Below are 25,828 nucleotides of genomic sequence, written 5' to 3' on the forward strand. Positions count from 1 at the left end.
GGGTAAACCAGCTGCCGCGAACAAGTATGGAGCAGGACAATGAGTGTTTTCAGTATCGGCGTATCGGGTCTGAACGCGGCGAATCTGGGCTTGGTGACGACCGGCCACAATATCGCCAATGCCAGCACGCCCGGCTATTCGCGCCAGAGCATCGTGCAAAGTGCGCCTTACCCGCAGCAAACGGGTAGCGGCTTTGTGGGCATGGGTGTTCAGGTCGATACCATCAAGCGCGCATATGACCAGTTCCTGACCAAGAATCTGCAATCGGCCACGTCGCAAAACAGTTATTTGACTTCCTATCTGTCCCAATTGCAGGACATCGACAACATCGTGGCAGACCCGACCGCGGGTGTGTCGCCGGCACTGCAGGACTTTTTTACCTCGGTGCAGGGGGTGTCCAGCAATCCGTCAGATGTGCCTTCGCGCACGGCAATGCTGACGTCGGCCCAAACGCTGGTGGCCCGTTTCCAGACGTTCAACACCCAGTTGCAACAGGAAGCGACCACCACCAACGGCCAGATCAGCGATACCGTCAACAGCATCAACGCCATCACCACCCAGATTGCCAATCTGAATTCGCAGATTTCCGTGCTGGGCAACTCCGGGCAGCCGCCCAACGATTTGCTGGATCAGCGCGATGAACTGGTACAGAACCTGAACCAGTATGTGAAAGCCACCACCGTCACCAATAGTGATGGCACCTTGAACGTGTTCATTGGCAATGGCCAGAACGTGGTCGTGGGTGGGAGTGCGTTTCAGTTGGCGGCGGTGCAATCGCCAGCCAATCCGGCCAATATTTCGGTGGCGTACAAACTCAATAACACCACGGTCTATTTGCCGGATAACTCGCTGGCCGGTGGCAGCCTGCAAGGGCTGCTGGATTTCCGCAACAATTCGCTGACGCTGGCGCAGAACACGCTCAACCTGACGGCCATTGGTCTGGCGCAAACCTTCAATGCGCAGCAAAAGGCCGGGCAGGATCTGAACGGCAACATCGGGCAGAACATTTTCTCTTACCCGAGTGCCACCAATTTCACAGCCAGCGTCAATGGCGTGAATGTCAACGTGAGCCTGCCGACGGCATCCTCGCCAACGCCGCAGTCTGACTTCTCGCTGGCATATGACAGTGCCTCCGGCAATTACACGCTGACGCGGCTGACCGATAATTCGACCGCGACCATTACCGGCGCACAGATGACGGCCGGCTTTACCGGATTGGGTGTGACCTTGCAGTCGGGCAGCACGCCGGCGGCCAGCGGTGCCGGGACGTTCTCGTTCCCGCCCGCCTTGGGTTCGGTCAATGCCAATTCGCTCAATACCGGTAACGCGCAACTCACCGGCTATATCAGCGATGCCACCAAGCTGACCACCAGCAATTACAAGTTCAGCTACGACGGCACCAATTACACCATGACGCGTTTGTCCGACAACACGCAGACCACGTTTACCGCTGCACAAGTGGCGGCGGGTCCGGTCGGGGCGGATGGTTTCCTGGTCAGCATTGCCAGCGGCACCATGAATGCGGGCGACAGTTTCAATGTGCAACCCGTGGCCAATTTGATTTCCGGCATGTCGGTGGCGACCTCTGACCCCTCGCTGGTGGCAGCGGCAGCACCGATTACGGCGAATGCCAACATCAACAATACGGGTTCGGTTACGCTGACGCAGCCGACGGTCACCACCCCGCCGACCAGCACGACCAGCGGCTCGATCAACCCGGCTTTGAAAGACCCGGTGACGCTCAATTTCACGTCCCCAACTACCTACACGCTGACGGATAGCACAACCGGCGTGACCACTGCCGCGCAGACGTATACCGCCGGCATGACGGTCAGCTACAACGGCTGGAACATGGTGCTCAATGGCACGCCGGCGACGGGTGACTCCATTACGGTCGGGCCGACGGTGGCCGGCACTTCGGATAACCGCAACGCTTTGGCGCTGGGTAATCTGCAGACCTCCAAATTACTGCTGAACGGTACGGTGACTTATCAGGACGCCTACAGCAATATGGTGTCCAATATCGGGACCGAGACAAACCAGGTCAAGGTGATGTCGCAGGCCCAGACCACGGTGTTGACCAATGCCCAGACAGCACGGGATTCGCTGGCTGGCGTCAACCTGGATGAGGAAGCCGCCAATCTGCTGCGCTACCAGCAGGCTTATCAGGCCGCCAGTAAAGTGATCCAGATTGCCCAGGAAGCGTTCCAGTCGATCGTGAATATCAGTTAAGTCTGGCCGTTTTCTGCCGATATACAGGTAGACAGACAGAATTGATGTGCCGGCCAGCGCCGGCGCGATGAACTTCCAGTTAATGCCAGTTGTCGGCGAGAGCCGCCAGGATCAACCTGGTGGGTCGGCGGCGTCAGGGGTTTGAAACATGCGTATTGCAACCAGCACCATCTACAATCTGAACACGCAGAATCTGGATATGCTGACCTATCAGCAGAATCAGCTGCAACAGCAGCTTTCTACGGGTCGCAAAATCCTGACGCCGGCAGATGATCCGGTGGGTTCTGCGCGCCTGTTGAATGTGACCCAATCGCAGGATCTGACCACGCAGTACAACACCAACGCCCAATCGGCGGATTCGGCGTTGCAACTGCAAGGCTCCAATATCAGCTCCATCATCACTGCGATCCAGAATATCCAGTCGCTGGCCATTGAGGCGGGTAATGCCTCGCAAACCGGTTCTGACAAGCAGGCGATCAATGCGCAATTGCTGGGCAACTACCAGCAACTGCTGGGCCTTGCCAATGCTACGGATGGCAGCGGTCAATATCTGTTCTCGGGTTACAAGGGCAGCGTTAAACCGTTTACCGAAACCAGTTTCGGCAACGTGACCTACAACGGCGACCAAGGCCAGCGCCAAGTGCAGATTTCCGGCTCGCGCGCGCTGCCCACGTCGCTGGCAGGTTCGCAAATCTTCCAGCAGATCAAGAACGGTAACGGGACATTTAACGATACCGCTGCAGCCACCAATACCGGTACCGGCCTGATTGGGGCGGGGACGGTGCTGGACAAATCGCAATGGAATTCGACCACTAACGATCAGAATTTCAACATCGTTTTCCAGACCCAGCCTAACACCACAGACCCCAGCGCCCCGCCCACAGTGACCTACGACATTGTGGACAACTTGCAGACCTTGCCTAACGGCACGGCTAACCCCAATTACAACAAGTCACTGCTGGATGGCTATGACTACACCACCTCCGGCGCGCGTACCGGTGCTTATCCGCGCGCTTATAACGATGGTGGTGACATCCAGTTGTCGCAGCAACCGGGTGATCCGGCCACACCGTTGATCGCCAACTGGAACTTTGGCGCCAGCATCAACATGACTGGCACACCCAAGGCCGGTGACAGTTTCAATGTGGCGGCCAGTACCAATCAGGATGTCTTTACCACCATCAAGAATTTCTCTAACGCACTGACCAATTACGCCACCGATACCTCCGGCACGGCGCAGGCTGCGTTCCAGAACCAGCTCAACAGCGTGATTTCTGCGCTGGGTAACACGCTCAATACGGCCGTGACGGTCAACGCCAACATTGGCGCATGGCAGAAAGAATCGACCCAGCAACAGAGCACCAACTCCAATCTGAATCTGGCGTATAGCTCGACCATTGCCGACCTGAACGGGCTGGATTACGCGCAGACCATCAGTGACTTCACGCAGAACCAGACCACACTGGAAGCGGCGCGCCAGACGTATTCCAAAGTGGCTGGCCTGAGCTTGTTCCAGTACATCTCCTGATCATCCGCGCTGCGGGTGCTTCGCCAACGGGCTCTGCGGAGCCCGTTTTTGTTTTGGGCGCAGCGCCCAGGGCGGCGCTCATGTTCTAATAGCGGGCATGAGCAAAATCAAATCCCTGTTTGTTTGTCAGTCCTGCGGCGGTACTTCACCCAAATGGCAGGGCCAGTGCCCGCATTGTGGGGACTGGAATTCGCTGACCGAAGCGGTGGCGCAATCCACGGCGCCTGCGCGGTTTCAGTCTTTGGCGGCCGATGGTGCCATTCGCCAGTTATCGGATGTGGAGGCCATTGACCTGCCCCGCACGCCGACCAGTCTTGCCGAACTTGACCGCGTGCTTGGCGGGGGGTTGGTGCCCGGTGGCGTAGTGCTGATTGGTGGCGATCCGGGGATTGGTAAATCCACGCTACTGTTGCAGGCCCTGACCCAGATGTCGGCGGGGGTCCGCGTGCTGTACGTCAGCGGCGAAGAATCTGCCGAGCAGATCGCCTTGCGTGCGCGTCGTTTGCAGCTGGCCAACGGGCCGGTCGGGCTCTTGCCAGAAATCAACCTGGAAAAAATCCTTGCCACACTGGATCGGGAAAAGCCGCAGGTGGTGGTGATTGACTCAATCCAGACCTTGTATTCGGAAGCGCTGAGTTCGGCGCCTGGCAGCGTGGCCCAGGTGCGCGAGTGCTCGGCCCAACTGACCCGTGCTGCCAAGCGTAGCGGGATCAGTATTTTGCTGGTGGGTCATGTGACCAAGGAAGGCGCACTGGCCGGGCCGCGCGTGCTGGAACACATCGTCGACGCCGTGTTGTACTTTGAGGGCGACACGCATTCCAGCTTCCGGCTGATCCGCGCCATCAAGAACCGTTTTGGCGCGGTGAATGAGCTGGGCGTTTTTGCCATGACCGATCGTGGCCTTAAAGAGGTCACCAATCCATCAGCGCTGTTTCTGAGCCAGCATCGCGAACCGGTACCAGGTTCTTGCGTGCTGGTGACGCAAGAGGGCACCCGACCCATGCTGGTGGAAATCCAGGCGCTGGTCGATGACACCCATGCACCCCAGCCCAAGCGCCTGGGGGTGGGGATTGAACAAAACCGGCTGGCCTTGTTGCTGGCTGTACTGCATCGCCATGCCGGCGTTGCGGTATTTGACCAGGATGTCTTCATCAATGCCGTGGGTGGCGTGCGCATCAACGAGCCGGCGGCCGATCTGGCGATCTTGCTGGCCATCGTTTCATCGCTCAAAGACCGCCCCTTGCCAGAAAAACTGGTGATCTTTGGCGAGGTTGGCCTCGCAGGCGAGGTGCGCCCGGTGCAACGTGGTCAGGAGCGCCTGCGTGAGGCGGCCAAGCTCGGTTTTACCCATGCCATCGTCCCGCATGCCAACCGTCCGCGCCAGCCCATTGAAGGCATGACCGTGACCGCCGTAGAGCGATTATCCGACGCGGTGGAAGCCGCACTATGATGTTGTGGAAAAAGTGACAGCGGTGTGACCGGGCAGGGCGCTTGAAATCGACTATTGCGGCCCCATAGTATTTTTGTATCAACCAGACGAATCAAATTGATTGGGATTTTGCGACAGCATCCGTTAGCATAGTCGCCAATGACCGGTTGCATGGCGCCACCGGTGGTCTGTTTATTGATATCGCACCGTTACCCGCAACGCCTGGAGAACCTTATGAGCGAGCACATCTCTTACGTCACCGACGCTTCGTTTGATACTGAAGTGTTGAAATCGCAAACCCCCGTTCTGGTCGATTACTGGGCCGAATGGTGTGGTCCTTGCAAGATGATCGCCCCGATCCTGGACGAAGTGGCCGGCGAATATGCAGGCAAGCTCAAAGTGGCCAAGCTGAACATTGACGAAAACCAGGGCACCCCGCCGAAGTACGGCATCCGTGGTATCCCGACCCTGATGCTGTTCCAGAACGGCGAAGTGAAGGCCACCAAGGTGGGCGCACTGTCCAAGTCGCAACTGACCGCATTTCTTGACAGCAACCTGTAAGCTTTTGCCGGGTCGGGATGTTTTCCGGGCCCAAGCGTATTGAACACGCAACACCAGCGACACCCTTGTGTCGCTGGTTGCTTGACAGTGCAAGTTTACGCCGTATACCCTTACGGCGTTACTGCGCGTGCCAGAGTCCTTCTGCCACGGCGCAATTCGTATTTATCGGTACGTCTCTCTCTCTCCCTTATTTTTCTTATTGCTTCACAGCAACGGCCCAATCGCATGCATTTGTCCGATCTAAAACATCACCATGTCTCTGAACTTGTCGACATGGCTATCGCCAACGAAATCGAAGGCGCCAGCCGTCTGCGCAAGCAGGATCTGATCTTTGCGCTGCTGAAAAACCAGGGGAGAAAGGGCGAGAGCATTTTCGGTGATGGTACGCTGGAAGTGCTGCCCGATGGTTTTGGTTTCCTGCGCAGCCCGGATACCTCTTACCTTGCCGGTCCGGATGACATCTATGTCAGCCCGTCGCAGATTCGTCGCTTCAATCTGCACACTGGCGATACGGTTGAAGGCGAGATTCGTACCCCCAAGGATGGCGAACGTTACTTCGCGCTGGTGAAGGTCGACAAGGTCAACGGCGAGCCGCCGGAAAACGCCAAGCACAAAATCCTGTTTGAAAACCTGACGCCGCTGTTCCCGACCCGACGCCTCCAGCTGGAGCGCGACGTCAAGGCAGAAGAAAACGTCACCAGCCGTATTATTGATCTGATTGCGCCGATTGGCCGCGGTCAGCGCGCATTGCTGGTGGCGCCGCCGAAATCCGGTAAAACCGTCATGCTGCAAAACATTGCGCATGCCATTACCAGCAATCACCCGGACGTAGTCATGATCGTCCTCTTGATTGACGAGCGTCCGGAAGAAGTGACCGAAATGCAGCGTTCGGTGAAGGGCGAGGTGGTTTCCTCTACCTTTGACGAACCGGCAACGCGCCACGTGCAAGTGGCTGAAATGGTCATTGAAAAGGCCAAGCGCCTGGTGGAACACAAAAAAGATGTGGTGATCCTGCTGGACTCCATCACCCGTCTGGCCCGCGCCTACAACACCGTAGTGCCGGCCTCTGGCAAGGTGCTGACCGGTGGTGTGGACGCCAATGCACTGCAACGTCCCAAGCGTTTCTTCGGTGCCGCCCGGAATATCGAAGAGGGCGGTAGCCTGACCATCATTGCCACCGCGTTGATCGACACCGGCTCGCGTATGGATGATGTGATCTACGAAGAGTTCAAGGGCACCGGTAACATGGAAATCCACCTTGACCGTCGCATGGCGGAAAAGCGCTTGTTCCCGGCCATTAACATCAACCGCTCCAGCACGCGTCGTGAAGAGTTGTTGATTCCGCAGGAACAACTGCAAAAGATCTGGGTGCTGCGCAAGTTGCTCTACCCGATGGATGATCTGGAAGCGATGGAGTTCCTGCAGGACAAGATCAAGGCAACCAAGAACAACTCCAATTTCTTCGACTCCATGCGTCGTTGATTTGGCGCGGCGCATAAAAACGCCCTGACAGCGTTAAACCAGCTTGCCGTACTTGCATGTACTGTCTGCGCTGGTTTGCCTTGTCGGGGCGTTTTTCTGCACCGCTTCCGCTGCTTGTGTGGATGAATGAAAAACCGGCGTTTATACCGCCGGTTTTTCATTGGCAGTAACACCTTGGGACTGTTTTGCGGGTTCGGGCTTCAAAGTCTTGAACTGCTTGCGTATTTTGTGCCTTTTTCTGTCCGGTTTACTGCGGTTTTCCTTGCGGTGAATGGGTGGGACTGACATAATGCGCGTTTTGCGTCGGCACAACCCCGGCGCGCTCATGTAAAAAGGAAAGTAAAATGAAAGACGGTATCCATCCCGAATACAAAGACGTTATCTTTTTTGACGCCAGCGTTGATTTCAAGTTTCTGACCCGTTCCACCATGACTGCTCGTGGCGGCGAAACCATGAAGTGGACTGATGGCAAGGAATACCCGGTTGTGCGTCTGGACGTTTCGTCCGAATCGCACCCGTTCTACACCGGCAAGCAAAAGGTTCTGGATACCGCTGGCCGCGTCGAGAAGTTCCGTCAGAAATACGGCATGTACACCAGCAACAAGGGCTGATTCAGCACCGCTGTTGTGTGTATCACAAAAAAGGCAGCTCTCAAGGCTGCCTTTTTTGTATCTGTCCTTTCCCGCGCTTTGGCGGTTAGAATCCCCGCATGCTTACCTACGTCCCCGAAACCGAACGCGAGCAGCCTTTACCCCCGGGTCAACGCCCGTGGATGTTGCTGCTGCTTTGTCTTGTATGGTTGCTGCCCGGCCTGATCGGACACGATCCCTGGAAGCCGGCCGAGCTGGAAACCGCTGCGGTGATTCGCCATTATCTGGATGGCCAGCACTGGGCGCTGCCCTGGTGGGGTGATAACCCGTATCTGTTGTACGGCCCTCTTTATTACTGGTCCGCCTGCCTGTTCGCCTGGCCCTTGTCGCACCTGGGGATGGCGCCGCTCGATGCTGCGCGGCTTGCCACCGGCGCCTGGATGGCGCTGGCGATGTGGGGGTTGGGGCTGGCCGGGCGCGAGCTTTACGGCCGCCGCCAGGGCCGCGTTGCGGTGATGGCTTTGATCGGCTGCATTGGCCTGATTATCTGGGGTCACCACCTGGCGCCGCAGGTCATCTTGCTGGCGAGCTTTAGCTGGCAGTTGTATGCGCTGGCCTGGGCGTTGCGCCAACCCGTGCAGGGTGGGCTGCTGCTGGGCTTGTCCTGGCTCATGCTGCTGCTTGGTGCGTCCTGGGGTGAGTTCCTGCTGAGTTTCATTACCGCGGTGATGTTGCTGGGTTTTCGGCCGTGGCGACGCGCCTGGTATCTGGCCACGTTATTGACGGCATTGGTGACGGCGGTGCCGTTGGGGCTGATCTGGGTGGTTGATCTGTACCATACCAATCCCTCTGCGTTTCAGCTCTGGCTGGATTACTACGCCTTTGGCGCATTTGGTGGTCTTGCCTCCTGGCAATCGTTTCATTCTTTTGGGTTCTATTTTTCGATTGTCTTGTGGTTTGCCTGGCCTATTTTGCCGCTCGGTCTTTGGGGTGCCTGGTCTAATCGGGGCGAGTTGAAACAGCCCCGGCTGACATTGCCATTGCTGGCGCTGGTGCTCAATTCCATCTGGTTGTCGCTGGCCGGGGATTTGATCGGTGAGTCAGCGTTGCTGGTGGTGTTGCCCGCGCTTGCCTTGCTGACCACCAGTGGGATAGATCGCCTGCAACGCGGGGCTGCGGCCGCGCTGAACTGGTTTGGCATCATGACGTTTGGTGTGGGTACCTTTCTGCTGTGGTGCGCCTGGCTTGTGCTAACCACCGGCACGCCAGCCAGTTGGGCCAAAACCCTGTACGAAGCCAGTCCATCATGGCATCCGCACATTGTGTGGGCAGGCGTGCTGTTTACACTGCTGATCTCGGTGACCTGGTGCTGGGTGTTGCTGCGAAAACGGCCCCTGGGTCGCCTGGCGATTACCAACTGGGCCTGCGGGGTCACTTTGCTCTGGGGCGCACTGATGGGCCTCTGGCAGCCCTGGCTGGATGCCTCCAAGAGCTATCGCACCGTGGTCGACAGCCTGCAAGTAGCGGTCAACAAGCAAGCGCCAGGGTGTATTGATGGCTCGCTGGTGTCTGACTCCATGGCCGCCTCGGTAGATTATTTCTCACGTATGCCGCTACAACGGCGTGATGTCACCAACTGCCGCCTGCAACTGGTGGCGGGTGATCCGCCGCCCGGATCGATGGTGTTGTGGGATGGTGCCCGCCCGGGTGAGCGTCACGAGCACTTTTATCTGATTGATAAAACACGTTCAGTCGCAACACGCTAAGGTGGTTCACCTGGCGTGCAGCAAACAAAAAGACCGGCAAATGCCGGTCTTTTTGTTTGCTGCACAACATTCAGGAGTGTTGTGGCGTATGGGGTTCTCTTGTTTCTACGGTCTCCGGATCAACGGCGTTGATCACATTGCGCCGGACGAACAGGAAAATATAAACCGCCATGACCACTACAAAGCCAATGGTAAACAGGCTAAGCAGGCCGATATCCGAAAAGAACAGGGCTTCCCAAGGGGTATTTTCCATGATGTGACTCCTGTCACGCTGAACATGTAATGACATGATCATGACGCGGAGTCGCACGGAGAATATTGATAGCAATCAAGCAATTGCTGTGATTTTGTACCTGGTGATGTTTTTCGGGTGTGGTCGCAAATCAGTCGCGGAAGTTCTGGAACTGCACCGGATAATCCGTGACCTGCTTGCGGATCACGGCAATGGCTTCTTGCAGCGTATCGCGCTTGGCGCCAGAGACACGGACTTCGTCACCCTGAATGGCCGCTTGCACCTTGAGTTTGGAGTCCTTGATCAGTTTGACGATCTTTTTGGCTTCATCGCCACTGATCCCGGTGCGCACGGTGATGGCTTGCTTGACCTTGTTGCCAGACACCTTTTCGCTCTTGGCCTCATCCAGGCAACGGATATCAACGCCACGCTTGGTCAGCTTGGCGGTCAGGATGTCTTTGACCTGTTCCAGCTGAAAATCATTGTCGGCAAAAAGGGTCAGCACTTTCTCGGCGTGTTCAACGCGCGCGTCAGAGCCTTTGAAGTCAAAGCGGGTACTGACTTCCTTGTTGGTTTGCTCCAGCGCATTGCGTACTTCTACGTCGTTGACTTCAGACACGATGTCAAAAGAGGGCATGTTGTACTCCTGTTTTATATGGTTTGGCCGCTTTTAACGGCGTGTGCCCGCGCTTTCCAGCGTCGGCATCATGGGTAAGTCGGTAATGCCCGGGTCCACGCCCAACTGGGTAAACAAGGTGGTGAGCTGGCCCCGGTGATGAGTTTGGTGGTTGAAGAAATGGCTGACCGCAATCCAGGCCGGCATGTGCATATCCCGATCATACATGGCGCTGTACCAGGAGAACGGTGCTTGCAGCCAGGCGTCACTGACCGCCTGCGCCCAGCGATCAATCTGGTCATCTACCTCGGTTCTGCGCGCTTGCAGCACTGGCCAGGTGGCACAGACCAGTGCCTCCGGCCCGAAGTCGGGCAGGGCTTCATTGTTAAAGCGAGCCAGCCAGTTGAGATCGCCACGGACCAGATGATCCAGCGTGCCGTGTACCGAACCAAAAAATGCGCCCCGATCCGCCATACGCAGATCGTCGCCCAGTTCGTCTGCCAGCGCGTACATGCGCTCGTTCATCCAGCGATTGTATTGCGCCATCAGTTGCACGTAGGCAGGGGTGATCATCGCGAGTCCGGGTTCGGGTTAACAGCCAGATTTTAACGGCGTTTGGTGGCGGGCCAAAGTGTTAATGCCAGCCAGATCAGCAGGCACGGCAACCAGACCCATAACAGTTCACTTTCCATGGTCAGCGCTCCCCGCGCAGAGAAAAATCGTGCGCCAATGGGGGAGACCATGATGGGGTGAACGGGCAGGAAGAAACGGGCGTCACTCAATGGCCAGAAAAAGGCCACACCGCGCCCGCCATTGGTGAGTGCATCCATGATGGGGTGGGTAAACACGCAAGCGCTCAGAATGGCCCAGTTGCGCCACACGGCGCCATGTCGTCTGGCTAGCCACAGAGCCATCAACCCGCCCAGCAAGAGTGCAAACAACAGTGAGTGGGTGGCGCCACGATGGCCGTAGGGGCTGCCGTAAGGCACGCCCAGTGTCAGACCCAGCGTGTCCAGATCGGGTGCCATGGCCCCGAACATGGCCGGCACGTACAAGGGTGTCGAACGCCAGGCGCGCGGTAGCAACCGCACCAGGGTGGCGGCGACGACGGCATGGGTCACGATGGTGGTCATGCGTTCTTCCGGTCATGAAATGCAAAAACGCCCGGCGCTGCACAGGCAGTCCGGGCGTGATGTACTGATTGGCGCTTAGCCGAAGTGGCAAACGTAATGCAGTGTTTCCACGGTGTCGATTTCAAAGCTGCTGTTACCCGGCACATTGAAAGACTGACCGCCAGTATAGGTGCGGGCTTCGCTTTCACCTGCCAGTTTCACGACGCATTTGCCGGCGATCAATTCCATGATTTCCGGTGCGCCGGTGTTGAATACCAGTTGGGATGGCAGAATGACGCCGACGCTTTTACGGGTGCCATCGGCCAGGATGACGGTGTGCGAGACACACTTGCCATCGAAATACACATTGCCCTGCTTGATGACGGAGACGTTATCGAACTGCTGGCTCATGAAAAAACTCCAATGGATAAGACAGGCTGCAGCTTACTTTTGCAGCACTTCAGTCAGAATGGTTTTGATAATGAAACCCACCATGCCAAATCCCAGCACAAAGAACAGGATGATGGTGCCGAACTTGCCTGCATTGGAATCCTTCGCCATCCGATAGATCACAAAGCCCATGTAGATCATGAGGCCGGTGACCAGAATGGATACGGACAACGTGTCAAACGTGTCCTCGGGCATATTCAGAAAGGAATCAATGACAGACATGGCTGGTGTTAACGGTGCGGTATGTAGTTAAACCAGGGCCGGCAAACCCGCAGGTTTGCCGACCAGGTGCGCAGACTTAGCGGCCCTTTCTGGCTGCAATGCGCATACGCAGCGCGTTCAGCTTGATGAAGCCACCGGCATCGGCCTGGTTATAGGCGCCGCCGTCATCGTCAAAGGTGGCAATGGTCTGATCGAACAGCGTGTCTTTGGAGTCACGCGACACGACCGAGACGCTGCCCTTGTAGAGCTTGACGCGGACCCAGCCATTGACCCGTTCCTGGGTGTGATCGATCAGCACTTGCAGTGCCTTGCGTTCCGGGCTCCACCAGTAGCCGTTGTACACCAGGCTGGCGTAGCGCGGCATCAGGTCATCCTTGAGGTGGGCGACTTCGCGATCCAGGGTGATGGATTCGATGCCACGGTGCGCCTTCAACAGGATCGTGCCGCCCGGGGTTTCGTAGCAACCACGGCTCTTCATGCCGACGTAACGGTTTTCCACCAGGTCCAGACGACCAATGCCGTGTTTGCCGCCCAGCTCGTTGAGCTTGGTCAGTACTTGCGCCGGGGAGAGGCGTACACCGTTGATGGCGACCACGTCACCCTTTTCATATTCCAGATCAACGAATTCGGCTGCATCCGGTGCGGCTTCCGGGCTGACGGTCCAGCGCCACATGCTTTCTTCGGCCTCGGCCTTCGGGTCTTCCAGATGGCGGCCTTCGAAAGAGATATGCAGCAGGTTGGCGTCCATGGAGTAGGGAGCGCCACCATTTTTGTGCTTCATGTCAACCGGGATGCCATTGGTTTCGGCATATGCCAGCAGCTTTTCACGGGACAGCAGATCCCATTCGCGCCACGGCGCGACCACTTTGACGCCCGGCTTGAGCGCGTAGTAGCCCAGCTCGAAGCGGACCTGGTCATTGCCCTTACCGGTGGCGCCGTGGCTCACTGCGTCCGCGTTAACTGCATTGGCGATTTCGATCTGGCGCTTGGCGATCAGCGGGCGGGCAATGGAGGTGCCCAGGAGGTATTCGCCCTCGTACAGCGCATTGGCGCGAAACATGGGGAACACGAAATCACGCGTGAATTCTTCACGCAGGTCATCAATAAAGATGTGCTCGGGCTTGATGCCAAACTTCAGTGCTTTTTGTCGAGCGGGTTCCAGCTCTTCGCCCTGGCCAAGATCGGCGGTGAAGGTCACCACTTCGCATTGATAAGTGTCTTGCAGCCATTTGAGAATGACCGATGTATCAAGACCGCCGGAGTAGGCAAGCACTACTTTCTTTACGTCAGACATGGGGTAAATCCTTGATCAGGCAAGGTTGTAACATGGGTTGATGTCGCAGGCCGGTACGGCACGCATGGGCATCGTCATCGGCTTAATGCCAGACGTGCGCCAAAGCTCAAAAACAGCGTGCCGGTCAACTTCTTCAATACCGTGGCAATCCACGCTCGACCAGAAAGTTTCCTGGCGATATTGGCGCCGGCCAGAATCAGAAAACTGAGATACGACAAACTCAGGATTTGCACAGTGATGCCGAGGGCACCGAAGGTCAGCCAGATGTGCGGGTACGATGGATCGACAAACTGGGGAAAGAAAGCCATGAAAAAAATGATGGCTTTGACATTCACCAGCGAAATCGACATCGCCTGGCGATAAATATGACGCGCCGGAACGTCCGTCTGGACGTCTTCCATGGCGCGCTTGTTGCCTCCGGCCAGCAAGAGCTTGACGCCCAGCCAGGCCAGATATGCAGCACCGGCATAGCGCACAACATCGAACGCTACCGGATACGCATGCATTAATGATGCCACACCCAGCGCAGCGGCGAGCATCAGGATCAGATCGCCGGTGAAAATGCCGGCGGCGGCGGCAAAGCCCGCCCGCACGCCGCGGCGCGAAGCCACGGACAGCGCAAACAGCGAATTGGGGCCCGGCATCAGAATAATGGCTGTGGCGCCGGCCACATAGGTGACGGGGTCAGTTATCCCTAACAACTTCAGTCCTTGATTTCGCCCAGCAGCAAATACTCGATGACGGCTTTCTGCGTGTGCATGCGGTTTTCGGCTTCGTCCCACACCAAAGACTGCGGACCATCGATGACTTCCGGATCAACTTCTTCACCACGGTGGGCCGGCAGGCAATGCAGGAACACGGCGTCTTTGGCGGCTTCGCTCATCAGCTTTTCCGTCACCCGATAGTTCAGGAAATCTTTCTTGCGTTGCAGCGTCTCGCGCTCATACCCCATGGATACGCTCACGTCGGTGGTCACGATATCGGCACCATGCGCCGCTTCGAACGGGTTGCGGTATTGCTCGAAATGTTCTTTGCCATACTCAAGGCCATCCAGCACGGTCATTTCATAACCGGCAGGGCAGGCGAGCTTGAGTTTGAAATTGAAAATCTTTGCCGCCTGCAACCAGGTGCGGCTGACGTTGTTGCTGTCGCCAATCCAGGTCACGGTCTTGCCTTCGATTGAGCCGTGATGTTCTTCGTAGGTGAAGATATCGGCCATGATCTGGCAGGGGTGGTATTCGTTGGTCAGACCGTTAATGACCGGCACGCGGGAGTTTTCGGCAAAGCGCTCGATGATGCTTTGCTCAAAGGTGCGCACCATGACAATGTCGGTCATGCGGCTGATGACCTGGGCCACATCTTCAATCGGTTCGCCGCGACCCAGTTGCGTGTCCTTGGACGCCATAAACATGGCGTGACCACCCAGTTGCGCCATACCGGCTTCAAACGAAACGCGGGTGCGGGTCGACGATTTTTCGAAAATCATGGCCAGCACGCGGCCAATCAAGGGCTGGTACAACTCGCCAGCGCGCAGTTTCTGTTTGAGCACGGTGGCGCGCTTGAACAGATACTTGTATTCGTCGAGGGTGAAATCCTTGAACTGCAGATAGTGTCGCATAGGGCACGCTGTTGCTGGCCATACGGCCCGCAATTGATTGAAAAAACGACCATTATTGTGCGTGAAACGGCCGGGTGGCAAGTGCTGCACGTGTACGGGCTGGCCCTGGGCCTGAAACCGTGCGTCTGTCGCCTGAAACTCGAAGTGGTGCGTTATCACCGCGTAGACTGTAGAAACTTGATTTTGCGCAATCCTTGCGCTGATTCCGACCGGGGGATGAGGCGGATTGCTGATCGGCAGCACGGGCCGGGAGTGGTATGATGATGGCCTTCAGTTTTGTAGTAAAAGTACGGGTTATTTGTGTTGTGACAATGCGCAGCAATTAAAATACCGGTATACTCACGTTTGAAACGTGCCACGTAGTTTAATCCCTGATATACACACAACATGATCTGTAATCCATACGAAATCGTCATCCAGGGGCTCACCAGTGACGGGCGTCAATTCCGCCCAAGTGACTGGGCCGAACGCCTCTCCGGTATCCTGTCTACCTTCGGTTTTGACCAGAAACTTTCCTACGCCCCGTATGTTCGCCCCATGGTGATGGACAACGTGCGCTGTGTCGCTGTAGACAAGCAACTGGAAAAGCTGGATCCCCGCGTATTCCAGTTCATCATGGCATTTGCCCGTGATAATGATCTGCGTGTTGTTGATTGCCGCGATCTGGTAGAGCAACAACAAGCCGCCGACGCCGAGCGCAAGGCCGGCTGAACCCGCCTGGTTTTATCCTCCGGGGCCGTTCGGTCCCGTTTTCATCTTCTTTTTATTGTTGCGACGCACAACGCACGCTATGCTACGCCTTGTCACGGGCGTGCATGGGCGCGTTCACTGCTGCGCGGTACTTTTTCAGTCTCCGGGCGTGCAGCACCTTATCGTCAGCAGGAGTAAGTCGATGAAACTGAGGGATAAAGTTGCCATTATTACAGGTAGCGCCAGCGGGATCGGCCAGGCTACCGCGCTCAAGTTTGCACAAGAAGGCGCCAAGGTTGTGGTCTGTGACCTTAACCGCGCTGGTGTAGATCAAGTGGTTTCAGAACTGACGGCACTGGGCACAGAAGCGGCCGGTTTCCTGGTGGATGTCACCGACAAGGCCACGATTGCCGAGATGGTGGCAGGTGTCAAATCCCGCTTTGGCCGTATTGATATCCTGGTCAATAACGCCGGTATTGTGGCCGATGCCCAGTTGTTCAAGATGACCGAAGAACAGTTTGATCGCGTGATCGATATCAATCTCAAAGGTGTGTACAACTGTACCAAGGCCGTGGTTGATACCATGATCGAGCAAGGGCAGGGGGTGATCCTGAACGCCTCGTCTGTCGTTGGTGTTTATGGCAACTTTGGTCAGACCAATTACGCGGCTTCCAAGTTTGGCGTGATCGGGTTTGTGAAAACCTGGGCCAAGGAGCTGGGCAAAAAGGGGATTCGTGCCAATGCGGTTTGCCCCGGTTTTGTTGCCACGCCGATTCTGAACGCCATGCCAGAGAAAGTGATTCAGGCCATGGAAGAGAAAGTGCCGATGAAGCGCATGGCGCGTCCAGAAGAAATTGCCAGCGTGTATGCGTTTCTGGCCAGCGATGAAGCCAGCTACATCAACGGCGCGGCCATTGAAGTCACTGGTGGCCTGACGCTATAAATGGTGGTGTGAGCGCGTCGCTCAGCCACAACAAAAAACCTCGCCAGTGCGAGGTTTTTTGTTGTCTGTCAGGCCGGTAGAACGGTGTCAGCCTGCGCCGGCGGCACCTTCCCACACAATCCGCCAGCCGCCATCTTCGTTGCGCCAGTACAAACGCTTGCGCATGCGGTTATCCAGTGCCTTGCTGCGATAGTCCTGGTCGAAGGTGGCCACCAGCATGCCATCCTTGCCGCCGGTAAAGAGACTGATGTTGGACAAACTGATCTGGGCGTCATTGCGGGTCTGGGCTAATGCGGTCTTTTGCCGTGCCCACACCGACAGGTTTTGCCCGTCACTGTTGGTGAAGTCCTTGCTGTAGTAATTCAGATAGCCAGGCAGATTGAGTGCTTGCCAGGATTGTCGCCAACGATCAATCAAGGTTAACGCCGCAGTATGGCGCTCCTGCCATTGTGCGGTCGTCAGCCAGTCTATTCTGGGCACAATGACCACTGGGGTGACATCAATCTGCAGATAGGCCTGCACGCTGGCCAGTTCCGGATTGGTGAGCACCACGCAGCCGTTGGATGCTTGTGGCGGACGGGAGTACGTTGCTGCCGGGCTGCCATGCAGCCAGATCCCGTGGCCAGTCTTGCCTTCACGCCGGTCCAGCTCGTTCGGGTAAGAGATGGGCCAGGCACCCACGCCGTAAAGATCGGCTTGCTGGCCAAAGGTTTTGTCCAGTTGCGGGCGTGTCATGTGACTGTCGACAAAGTAAACGCCCAGCGGCGTGCGCTGATCGCCTTCCCGGACCTTTTCTGTGCCTAGCTTGCCGACGGTGACGTAATGATCCGTCACGTATTTGGGCACCCCGTTGTCGTTCTGAAAGACAAACAATCGCGATGCGGCCGCGTCCACTAGAATGGCGTATTTCTGTTTGTCCGAGAATGACACCAGTTGCGCCGGCAGCAGGGTAACCGGGGGCGGGCTGGCTTCACGGCGCAACCGCACCATGGCCTCCCGCCGCAGGTCTTCCAGCTTGTCTGCCGTGCCTGCGGGCGCAGCGCCACCCATCGTCGCCAGCTGACCGGCCTGCATGGCATACAGGTCGCCCGACAACAGATAGGCAAGGTGGTAATTGGGCTCTTTGGCGAGCAGGGCATCGACCGTGGCGCGCGCATCGGCCATCCGGTTATCACGGATGGCGTCGATGGCGGCAACAATCATTTGCTCGGGCGAGCCTTGTGTAGCGTTACCTTTGATGTCCTGTAACGGATGCAACTGGTAAGGCGCGACAATCGGCATGCGTGGTTGTGCTGCGGGCGCAAGTAGCAGCAAAGCCAGCAAACTGAGTATCAGCTTGCTCCAGTTGATGGTACGGGTCATTCAGTAAATCGCTCAGGTACGCTCTTCGACGATCAACCAGCGACCGCCACTTTTTTCCAGGATGAGTGTTTTACCAGTAGATCGTGCCGACAGACGATCCGACTTGTAAGACTGACGGAATTTTACCCTGGCTGTATCGCTACTCGTAAAGTCGATTTTAATATTTGAGACACTTACTTCAATTGACTTGGGTGAAGCGATACGTTCACGGCGCTCTTTGGACCAATCTGCAAACGATGCGCCACCCGGTGTCTTGAAGTTGCGGCTGTAGGCGGCGAGGTAACCGCTCACGTTCTGGTGCGACCAGGCGTTCGCCCAGTTATTGACTGCGGCGATCACGTCCTCTTGCTCGGCATTACGCGGCGCAGAGGCTTTTTCTGGCGCAGGCGTCGGGGCCGGGGTCGGCGCGGGTGTCGGCGTTGCCGTGGGCTTGGGGGTTGGTGTGGGTGCCGGCGTTGGCGTCGGGCGCGGCGTTGCGACTGGCGTCGGTGCAGGCGTGGCCTTGACCGGCGTGTTCTGCGCGACCTTCGTGCCACTGGTTGCCGGCGTGGCGTGCGGTGCAATGGCCGGGTTGCTGCTGAACAATTCACGGACCAGCGTCAGCTTGCTTTGCACGTTCTGGTTGCTGCCTTCCAGTTGCAGTGCCTTGTCATAAGCTTGCGATGCCATGCGTGCGTACAGATCACCCAGGTTTTCATGGGCAATGGCGTACGACGGGTTGGTCTGTATCGCCATCATCAGCGCCGTGCGGGCTTTGTCCAGCTGGTTTTGCTGGGCATAAAGCACGGCCAGATTATTGTACGGTTCCGGCAGTTGCGGGTAGTCCTCGGTCAACGAGGTGAAGGCCTTGATGGCCTCATCATTGCGACCCAGCTCGGTCAGTGCAATGGCGCGCAGAAAGCGGATCTGGGCATCTTTGGGGTTTTTGGCCAGATAACTATCGGCGCGGTCGATCACCGATTTGTACTGGTGGGCCTTCAGCAATTGCTGAATATCTTCAAAGTCACCAGCCAGTACGTGGCTGGTCATCATGCAGAAAAGCAGGGAGAGAGCGATATGTCGCAGGCTCATTGTGTAGGGGTCCCGAAAAGGCGAGTAAATACCGAAGCTTGCGGATTCTAGCAAAACCGGCCGATCGCTGCCCATGTAGTTGTGAATCATGCATCGCAGGTCGGTTTCAGGTTCACCCTGATGTTTTAATGCTATTTGCGTGATAGAGCACTGCCAGAAACATCAGTCGACCTCTGTGGCGCGCTGGCGATCCCTGCGGTTCTGGCATTTCATGATCCTGGCACAGGCCGGCGACACCTGCGTTTTGACGTTTATCTGGTGTATTTGATAATAGAACGAACGTTCTATATGATCGGTCCGACAGTTTGTTTTTCAGGATTGATCATCATGAACGATGCAGCGCTGGTTTCTGTTCTGCAGCACCCGGCCGTCTGGCGGGGTGATGGGCGCATGGGCGCGGCGCCTGCCACGGTGCCGTCGGCGTTTCGGGCGCTGGATGCCCAGTTGCCCGGCGGCGGCTGGGCCGTGGGTAGTGTGACGGAGCTCTTGCTGGGCAATGGCACCGGCAGTGGAGAGCTTCCCTTGCTGTGGCCCGCGCTGGGGCAGATTGCCCGTGCCCGGGAAGTCGTGTTGATTGCGCCCCCGCAAGTGCCCTATGCCCCAGCCTGGCAGCAAGCGGGGATTGACCCGGGCCGTATGCTCTGGCTGCAACCTGCCAGCGTGACGGAATCACTCTGGGCCATGGAACAAGCCCTGCGTGAGCCGGCCTGCGGTGCGGTGCTGGGCTGGATTCAGGGGTTTATTGATGATCGGGCCTGCCGTCGCTTGCAACTGGCCGCCAAATCCGGCCAGAGCTATGGCTTTTTGCTGCGTCCGGGGCGCGGTCATCCTGTGCCTTCTCCGCTGCCATTGCGCTTGTCTGTCGCGACGACAGACGAAGGTTGGCAAGTCCACATTCTGAAACGGCGTGGTTTACCGCTGACCGCCCCGGTTTGCTTGACGCGTCAGGAGGCCCGGTATGCTCTGGCTGGCCTTGCACCTGCCGTTGTTGCCGCTGGAAGTCTTTCCGCCACGGCATCACGGCTCACCCACTGATCCGGCGCATATACAACCGCGTCTGGTGGTGATTCCCCAGGGTAGTGGCGAGCGGGTGATGCTGGCTGACACCCTGGCGGCTGGCCTTGGCATCAAGCCGGGCATGAAGCTCTCTGCCGCATTTGCGCTGGCTAACGAGCTGGATATTTTTGTGCGCAAGCCAGACGCGGAAGCGCAAAGATTGGGCGTGCTGGCGGCCTGGGCCTTGCAATTTACGCCTACCGTGGTCATTGATGCGGCCCATACCCTTTTGCTGGAGATTGGGGGCTGTATCAAATACTTTGGTGGTCTGGCGCGATTGCGTGAACTGATCAGCACGGGTTTGAAGCAGTTTGGTTTGACCGTGACCAGCGGCATTGCGCCCACGCCCCTGGCTGCCGCCTGGCGTGCTGCGTGCAATCGTCCCAAAGCAGTCATGGCAGACAAAGACATTGCGTGGGCACTGGCCGAGTTGCCGCTGGCGGTTTTGCCCGTGCCCGATACCACGCTGGATGGCCTGGCACAGTTGGGCATGCACACCTTGCAAGAGGTCATGGCCCTGCCGCGTGCCGGTCTCAAACGCCGCTTTGGCACCGATCTGCCCCTTTTGCTGGATCAGGCCCTGGGCCTGGCCGCCGATCCGCGTGACCCGTTTACGCCACCAGACCGGTTTGAATATGCAGTTGACCTGGATTACCCGGTGGAGACGCTGGATGGTTTTGGCATGGTCGGTCAATGGCTGTTTGAGGCACTGGAGACCTTCCTCTCCGGCCGGGGACTGGGTGTCCAGGAGGTTCTCCTGCGGCTTAAACATGAAGACCTCCCACCCAGCGAACTGACGGTCCGCTTTGGTGTGCCGGGCCGCCGCGCCAGCGAGTTCACCTCCATCCTGCAAGAACGGTTGGAGCGCTATGAACTGGCTGCGCCGGCGTTCACGGTGACGCTGATTGCAGCGCATTTGCATCAACTGGACGGCATGCCGCTGGGCCTGTTTGGGCATGAAGCGGGCAACGCCAATTTCCAGCTCCTGCTGGCCCGGTTATCTGCCCGTCTGGGGGAAGGCGCGGTGCGGGCCGTGGCCACCGTGTCAGATCACCGTCCGGAGCTGGCCTGGCGCATGGCCCAACCTGGTGAACAAAGTACGCCTTTGCCGGTGGGCGAACGCCCTGGCTGGTTGCTGGCCCAGCCCGAACGCTTAAGCCTGCGTAACGAGCGTCCCTGGTATGGCGAAACCTTGACCATGGAAGGCTGGCCAGAACGGATTGAATCCGGCTGGTGGGATGACAGCCCCATTGCCCGCGACTACTACACCGCGCGGGGCCCCTCGGGCCGCCGTTACTGGATTTGGTACGACCACTCCCAACATGACTGGTGGCTGCATGGCATCTTCTGAAGACACCCCCGTCACCTACGGCCTGACGGCTTTACCGGCGTATGCCGAACTGCATTGTCTTTCCAATTTCTCGTTCCAGCGGGGCGCCTCCCACGCGCAGGAACTGGTCGAAAAAGCCCGTGAACTGGGTTATCACGCACTGGCGATTACCGATGAGTGCTCGCTGGCGGGGATTGTGCGGGCCTGGCAGGCCATTATCGCCATGAAAGGCGACCCGCTCAAGTTGTTGGTGGGGGCGGAATTTACGCTGGAAGATGGTCTGAAACTGGTGCTGCTGGCGCCTGACCGACACGCCTACGGCGACCTTTCTGCTCTGATCACCCTGGGCCGTCGCGCCGCCACCAAGGGCGAGTATCGTCTGACCCGCGACAATGTGGCGGATGCTGCCCGTGGCTTGCTGGCCTTGTGGATTCCGCCCGAACAACCCGATCTCAATGACGGCTTGTGGTTCCGGTCTGTGTTTGAAGACCGCGCCTGGATCGCCGTTGAACTCTTGCAAGGCCCGGATGATGCCGGACGGCTCAAGCAGTTGCGCTGGGTGTCCAGCCAGACCGGCTTGCCCTGCGTGGCGGCGGGAGATGTCCACATGCACACCCGCTCCCGCCGGGCCCTGCAAGATGTGATGACCGCGCTGCGCGTGCACAAACCCGTGGCGGAATGCGGCCATGCCTTGTTCCCCAATGGTGAGCGCCACCTGCGCCCGCGCCACCGCTTGGGGTTGCTCTATCCGGCAGACCTGCTGGCCGAAACGGTACGGGTGGCGGCGCGCTGCACTTTTGATCTGGAAGAACTGAAATATGAATACCCGACCGACGAACTGGTGCCGGAAGGGCTGACGGCGGCGCAACATCTGGCCGCGCTGACCGAAGCCGGCGTGCAATGGCGTTACCCGGAGGGCGTACCAGACAAGGTCAGCAAGCAGATTGCACATGAACTGGAGGTTATCCGCATCCGGAACTACGAACCGTATTTCCTCACCGTGCATGACATTGTGCAGTTTGCGCGTGGCGAGGGCATTTTGTGCCAGGGGCGCGGATCGGCCGCCAATTCGGCGGTGTGTTACGTGCTGGGCATTACCTCGGTCGATCCTGCCCTGGGTAACTCTTTGTTTGAACGGTTTATTTCGGTAGAGCGGGATGAGCCTCCTGATATTGATGTGGATTTCGAACATGACCGGCGGGAAGAGGTCATCCAGTATCTGTACAGAAAATACACCCGTGAACGCGCTGCACTCGCGGCCACGGTCATCACCTATCGGCCCAAATCCACGCTGCGTGATCTGGGCCGCACGCTGGGGCTGGGTACGGATCAACTCGATCGCCTCTCGCGTAATTTGTCCTGGTGGGATCAACGCAAAGAACTGCCCTTACGCCTGGTTGAGGCCGGGCTGGACCCGGACAGCAAAGCGGTGCAACTCATGCTCAAACTGACCGATACGCTGCTGGGTTTTCCCCGGCATTTGTCGCAGCACGTCGGGGGCTTTGTCATTACCCGTGGGCCGATTGACCGGCTGGTGCCGGTCGAAAATGCCGCCATGAAAGACCGCACCGTGATCCAGTGGGATAAAGACGATCTGGATGCCATGGGCCTGATGAAGGTCGATGTGCTGGCATTGGGTATGTTGAGTGCACTGCGCCGGTCGATGAATCTGGTCACGGCGTTACGCGGCGGCCCGCAACTGACGCTGGCCAACATGCCCAAAGAAGACCCCCGGGTCTACGAGATGATGAGCCAGGCTGACACCATTGGCGTGTTCCAGATTGAATCGCGCGCGCAGATGTCCATGCTGCCACGTCTCAAACCTAAAAAATTCTACGATCTGGTGATTGAGGTCGCCATTGTGCGACCGGGGCCCATTCAGGGTGGCATGGTGCACCCCTATCTGAAACGGCGGAATGGCCAGGAAAAAATCGAGCCCATGACGCCACAAGTGGCAGAGGTGCTGGATCGCACCTGTGGGGTGCCTATTTTTCAGGAGCAGGTGATGAAGCTGGCCCAGGTAGCCGCAGATTTTACCCCGGTCGAAGCCGATGGCCTGCGCCGGGCCATGGCCGCGTGGCGCCGTACGGGCAAACTCTCTCTTTATGAAGAAAAACTCAAAGCTGGCCTGAAGAAAAACGGCTACACCGACGAATTTGCCGCCCGCCTTTACAGCCAGATCAAGGGCTTTTCTGAATACGGCTTTCCCGAATCGCACGCTGCCAGCTTTGCCTTGCTGGTCTATGCCAGCGCCTGGCTCAAGTACCACGAACCCGCCGCCTTTCTGTGCAGCATGCTCAACTCCTTACCGATGGGTTTTTACAGCGCCTCGCAACTGATCCAGGACGCGCAGCGTCACGGTGTGGAAGTGCGCCCTGTGGACGTACAACAGAGCGACTGGGATTGCACGCTGGAAGAACTGGATCGCCCCCAGCCGGCCGTGCGGCTGGGGCTGCAGCAGATCAAAGGCCTGAATGAAACGGCGGTGACACATCTGGCCCGGTTGCGCCCATCAGCAGGTTTTACCTCAGTCGCACAAGTGCAAAAACTACTGCAACTGGAGACGCGTGACATGACTGCACTCACCGAAGGGGGCGCGTTTGAAACCCTGGCCGGTCACCGCCGCCAGGTGTGGTGGCAAGCGGCGGCGATCGACACCGAACACGATCTGGCCTGGTCAGAAACCGACGGGCTCTTTCCGGACCTGCCCGCAGCCACGCTGGGCCAGGATATCTCTGCAGACTATCAAAGCCTGCGGCTCTCGCTACGCGGGCATCCACTTGCGTTGCTGCGTGAACGTCTGCGGCGTGACAAGCTGATCAGCGCCGCCGAACTCAAACGCTTGCCAGGTGGCCGGCGCGTGAAAGTCTGCGGCATTGTGGTGGGCCGCCAACGGCCGGGCACCGCCAATGGCGTGGTGTTTGTCACGCTGGAAGACGAAACCGGCAATACCAATGTGGTGGTGTGGGAGAAGATTGCCGCCACCTATCGCAAGGCTTTGTTGGGTTCCCGGCTGATGGTGGTGCATGGCGAGATCCAGCACGTGGAAGGCGTGTTGCATGTGATCGCCCGCAAACTGGAAGACCGGACGCACTTGCTGGGTGATCTCTTGACCCGCAGCCGGGATTTTCACTGATACGACAGCGCAGGCCGCAATTCTGGCGACCACGGGGTTGTCAGCGGCATTGCTGGATTCCCGCTGCCGCGGGAATGGCGAGATGAGCTGCAAGTAGCCCGGCGGGCGGGAGTTCGGGGGAGGGGCACCGGTGGATGGTCCTTGCAGGCGCTGCGCACCATCCGGGCTACGGTACTACCAAGGCCATCCCGGATGCCCGTCTTTGGCCTCTTTCGGGTTACCTGCGACCCTGCTTGCATCTGGCAACGACGTATCTACACTCAACACACCGCACTTCCCATATATCGCATATGCTCACTTTTGCTAATGGCAAGGATGCGTCCAGCAAGTAAAATGCGCACATCATTATGGAACTGAAGCCGGAGCACGCTATGCAACTCACCGTCGTTGACCACCCGCTGGTGCAACACAAACTCGCCCTCCTGCGTGCGGAGGACACCAGCACCAACAAATTCCGGCTGTTGACCGAAGAACTGGCCCGTTTGCTGGCTTATGAAGCCACGCGTGACCTGGCGCTGGAACCCAAGACCATCCAGGGCTGGTGTGGCCCGATTGAAGTCCAGCAAATCAAGGGCAAGAAGCTGACCGTGGTGCCGATTCTGCGTGCTGGTATTGGCATGCTCAACGGCGTGCTCGATCTGGTGCCCTCGGCCAAGATCAGCGTGGTGGGCCTGGCGCGCAACGAAGAAACCCTGCAACCCGAACCGTATTTCGAGAAGTTTGTGGGCGATCTGCATGATCGTCTGGCCATCATTATTGACCCGATGCTGGCGACCGGGGGTTCACTGGTTGCCACCATCGACATGCTCAAGCGCAAGGGCTGTAAAGAGATCAAGGCCGTGGTGATGGTAGCCGCGCCAGAAGGCGTCAAGCTGGTAAACCAGGCCCATCCGGATGTGCAGATTTATGCTGCAGCGCTCGATAGCCATCTCAACGAGCATGGCTATATCATCCCTGGGCTGGGCGATGCCGGGGACAAGATTTTCGGTACGGTGAGCAAGCCGTAACATGGTCAGGTGAAGAGAGATAACAAGGCCGGGAAACTTCCCGGCATTGTTTTGTACGGGGCCGCTATCTGCGGCCGCTGAGACCCTAAAAATCATAAATC

The 25,828-nt window shown here is 57.8% G+C and carries 23 protein-coding genes and 1 pseudogene; 13 read left to right on the plus strand and 11 right to left on the minus strand.

Features of this window, described 5'->3' with window-relative positions:
• Positions 1–39 precede the first annotated feature (39 nt).
• The 7 genes from flgK to HNQ50_RS21390 all read left to right on the plus strand — a co-directional run bounded on the left by flgK (position 40) and on the right by HNQ50_RS21390 (position 9,588).
• Positions 40–2,232 (plus strand): flagellar hook-associated protein FlgK, encoded by a 2,193-nt coding sequence (flgK, locus tag HNQ50_RS21360; protein WP_184103438.1) that lies wholly within the window; start codon positions 40–42, stop codon positions 2,230–2,232.
• A 148-nt stretch (positions 2,233–2,380) separates the two neighbouring features.
• Complete coding sequence (flgL, locus tag HNQ50_RS21365; protein WP_184103441.1) at positions 2,381–3,760, plus strand: flagellar hook-associated protein FlgL; 1,380 nt, start codon at positions 2,381–2,383, stop codon at positions 3,758–3,760.
• 97 nt (positions 3,761–3,857) lie between these two features.
• Positions 3,858–5,210 (plus strand): DNA repair protein RadA, encoded by a 1,353-nt coding sequence (gene radA / locus HNQ50_RS21370; protein ID WP_184103444.1) that lies wholly within the window; start codon positions 3,858–3,860, stop codon positions 5,208–5,210.
• 213 nt (positions 5,211–5,423) lie between these two features.
• Complete coding sequence (gene trxA, locus HNQ50_RS21375; protein ID WP_184103447.1) at positions 5,424–5,750, plus strand: thioredoxin TrxA; 327 nt, start codon at positions 5,424–5,426, stop codon at positions 5,748–5,750.
• Between the two features lie 225 nt (positions 5,751–5,975).
• Positions 5,976–7,232, plus strand: coding sequence for a transcription termination factor Rho (rho, locus tag HNQ50_RS21380; protein WP_184103450.1), 1,257 nt, complete (start codon positions 5,976–5,978; stop codon positions 7,230–7,232).
• Between the two features lie 344 nt (positions 7,233–7,576).
• Positions 7,577–7,843 (plus strand): type B 50S ribosomal protein L31, encoded by a 267-nt coding sequence (locus HNQ50_RS21385; protein WP_184103453.1) that lies wholly within the window; start codon positions 7,577–7,579, stop codon positions 7,841–7,843.
• A gap of 98 nt (positions 7,844–7,941) precedes the next feature.
• Complete coding sequence (locus HNQ50_RS21390) at positions 7,942–9,588, plus strand: ArnT family glycosyltransferase (RefSeq protein ID WP_184103456.1); 1,647 nt, start codon at positions 7,942–7,944, stop codon at positions 9,586–9,588.
• Between the two features lie 70 nt (positions 9,589–9,658).
• On the opposite strand, the gene HNQ50_RS21395 is transcribed toward HNQ50_RS21390, so the two are convergent.
• The 9 genes from HNQ50_RS21395 to argF all read right to left on the minus strand — a co-directional run bounded on the left by HNQ50_RS21395 (position 9,659) and on the right by argF (position 15,132).
• A complete protein-coding gene (locus tag HNQ50_RS21395) occupies positions 9,659–9,841 on the minus strand; it encodes a DUF3149 domain-containing protein (RefSeq protein ID WP_184103459.1) in 183 nt (60 codons plus the stop codon).
• Positions 9,842–9,971: 130 nt separating this feature from the next.
• Positions 9,972–10,457: a YajQ family cyclic di-GMP-binding protein gene (locus HNQ50_RS21400; protein ID WP_184103462.1), complete on the minus strand. Its 486-nt coding sequence runs from the start codon at positions 10,455–10,457 to the stop codon at positions 9,972–9,974.
• 33 nt (positions 10,458–10,490) lie between these two features.
• Positions 10,491–11,009 carry a DinB family protein gene (locus HNQ50_RS21405; protein WP_184103466.1) on the minus strand — a complete coding sequence of 173 codons (519 nt, stop codon included), beginning with the start codon at positions 11,007–11,009 and terminating at the stop codon, positions 10,491–10,493.
• Positions 11,010–11,041: 32 nt separating this feature from the next.
• Positions 11,042–11,569 carry a metal-dependent hydrolase gene (locus HNQ50_RS21410; protein WP_184103469.1) on the minus strand — a complete coding sequence of 176 codons (528 nt, stop codon included), beginning with the start codon at positions 11,567–11,569 and terminating at the stop codon, positions 11,042–11,044.
• Positions 11,570–11,644: 75 nt separating this feature from the next.
• Positions 11,645–11,959 carry a pyrimidine/purine nucleoside phosphorylase gene (gene ppnP / locus HNQ50_RS21415; protein ID WP_184103472.1) on the minus strand — a complete coding sequence of 105 codons (315 nt, stop codon included), beginning with the start codon at positions 11,957–11,959 and terminating at the stop codon, positions 11,645–11,647.
• Between the two features lie 33 nt (positions 11,960–11,992).
• Positions 11,993–12,220: a DUF2788 domain-containing protein gene (locus tag HNQ50_RS21420; RefSeq protein ID WP_246428819.1), complete on the minus strand. Its 228-nt coding sequence runs from the start codon at positions 12,218–12,220 to the stop codon at positions 11,993–11,995.
• A 76-nt stretch (positions 12,221–12,296) separates the two neighbouring features.
• The gene (locus tag HNQ50_RS21425; RefSeq protein ID WP_184103475.1) at positions 12,297–13,514 is read right to left on the minus strand and encodes an argininosuccinate synthase; all 1,218 of its coding nucleotides are present in this window, start codon (positions 13,512–13,514) and stop codon (positions 12,297–12,299) included.
• 74 nt (positions 13,515–13,588) lie between these two features.
• A complete protein-coding gene (leuE, locus tag HNQ50_RS21430; protein WP_184103478.1) occupies positions 13,589–14,215 on the minus strand; it encodes a leucine efflux protein LeuE in 627 nt (208 codons plus the stop codon).
• A gap of 2 nt (positions 14,216–14,217) precedes the next feature.
• On the minus strand, positions 14,218–15,132 hold the full coding sequence (argF, locus tag HNQ50_RS21435; RefSeq protein ID WP_184103480.1) for an ornithine carbamoyltransferase: 915 nt from the start codon (positions 15,130–15,132) through the stop codon (positions 14,218–14,220).
• A 387-nt stretch (positions 15,133–15,519) separates the two neighbouring features.
• On the opposite strand from argF, the pseudogene HNQ50_RS21440 reads away from it, so the two are divergent.
• Together HNQ50_RS21440 and fabG are read left to right on the plus strand one after the other, a co-directional pair.
• Positions 15,520–15,813: pseudogene (locus HNQ50_RS21440) on the plus strand (DUF3579 domain-containing protein); the annotation flags it as partial.
• A 211-nt stretch (positions 15,814–16,024) separates the two neighbouring features.
• Complete coding sequence (fabG, locus tag HNQ50_RS21445; protein ID WP_184103485.1) at positions 16,025–16,765, plus strand: 3-oxoacyl-[acyl-carrier-protein] reductase; 741 nt, start codon at positions 16,025–16,027, stop codon at positions 16,763–16,765.
• Between the two features lie 87 nt (positions 16,766–16,852).
• Here the strand turns inward: fabG and HNQ50_RS21450 are convergent, their stop codons facing one another.
• A complete protein-coding gene (locus HNQ50_RS21450) occupies positions 16,853–18,127 on the minus strand; it encodes a L,D-transpeptidase family protein (protein WP_184103488.1) in 1,275 nt (424 codons plus the stop codon).
• Positions 18,128–18,139: 12 nt separating this feature from the next.
• Positions 18,140–19,198 (minus strand): nuclear transport factor 2 family protein, encoded by a 1,059-nt coding sequence (locus HNQ50_RS21455; protein WP_221303306.1) that lies wholly within the window; start codon positions 19,196–19,198, stop codon positions 18,140–18,142.
• Positions 19,199–19,525: 327 nt separating this feature from the next.
• Between HNQ50_RS21455 and imuA the strand changes: the two genes are divergently transcribed.
• The 4 genes from imuA to upp all read left to right on the plus strand — a co-directional run bounded on the left by imuA (position 19,526) and on the right by upp (position 25,727).
• Positions 19,526–20,233, plus strand: a complete 708-nt coding sequence (gene imuA, locus HNQ50_RS21460; RefSeq protein WP_184103491.1) for a translesion DNA synthesis-associated protein ImuA — start codon at positions 19,526–19,528, stop codon at positions 20,231–20,233.
• Positions 20,157–21,605, plus strand: a complete 1,449-nt coding sequence (locus tag HNQ50_RS21465; protein ID WP_184103494.1) for a Y-family DNA polymerase — start codon at positions 20,157–20,159, stop codon at positions 21,603–21,605. The genes imuA and HNQ50_RS21465 overlap by 77 nt, the downstream gene beginning before the upstream one ends.
• Entirely contained in the window at positions 21,592–24,720 is a 3,129-nt protein-coding gene (locus HNQ50_RS21470; RefSeq protein WP_184103497.1) for an error-prone DNA polymerase, read from the plus strand. The genes HNQ50_RS21465 and HNQ50_RS21470 overlap by 14 nt, the downstream gene beginning before the upstream one ends.
• Positions 24,721–25,091: 371 nt before the next feature.
• Positions 25,092–25,727 (plus strand): uracil phosphoribosyltransferase, encoded by a 636-nt coding sequence (gene upp / locus HNQ50_RS21475; protein WP_184103501.1) that lies wholly within the window; start codon positions 25,092–25,094, stop codon positions 25,725–25,727.
• Positions 25,728–25,828: the final 101 nt, after the last annotated feature.

The organism is Silvimonas terrae (genome assembly GCF_014202765.1).
In the GTDB taxonomy this organism is placed as follows: Bacteria; Pseudomonadota; Gammaproteobacteria; order Burkholderiales; family Chitinibacteraceae; genus Silvimonas; species Silvimonas terrae.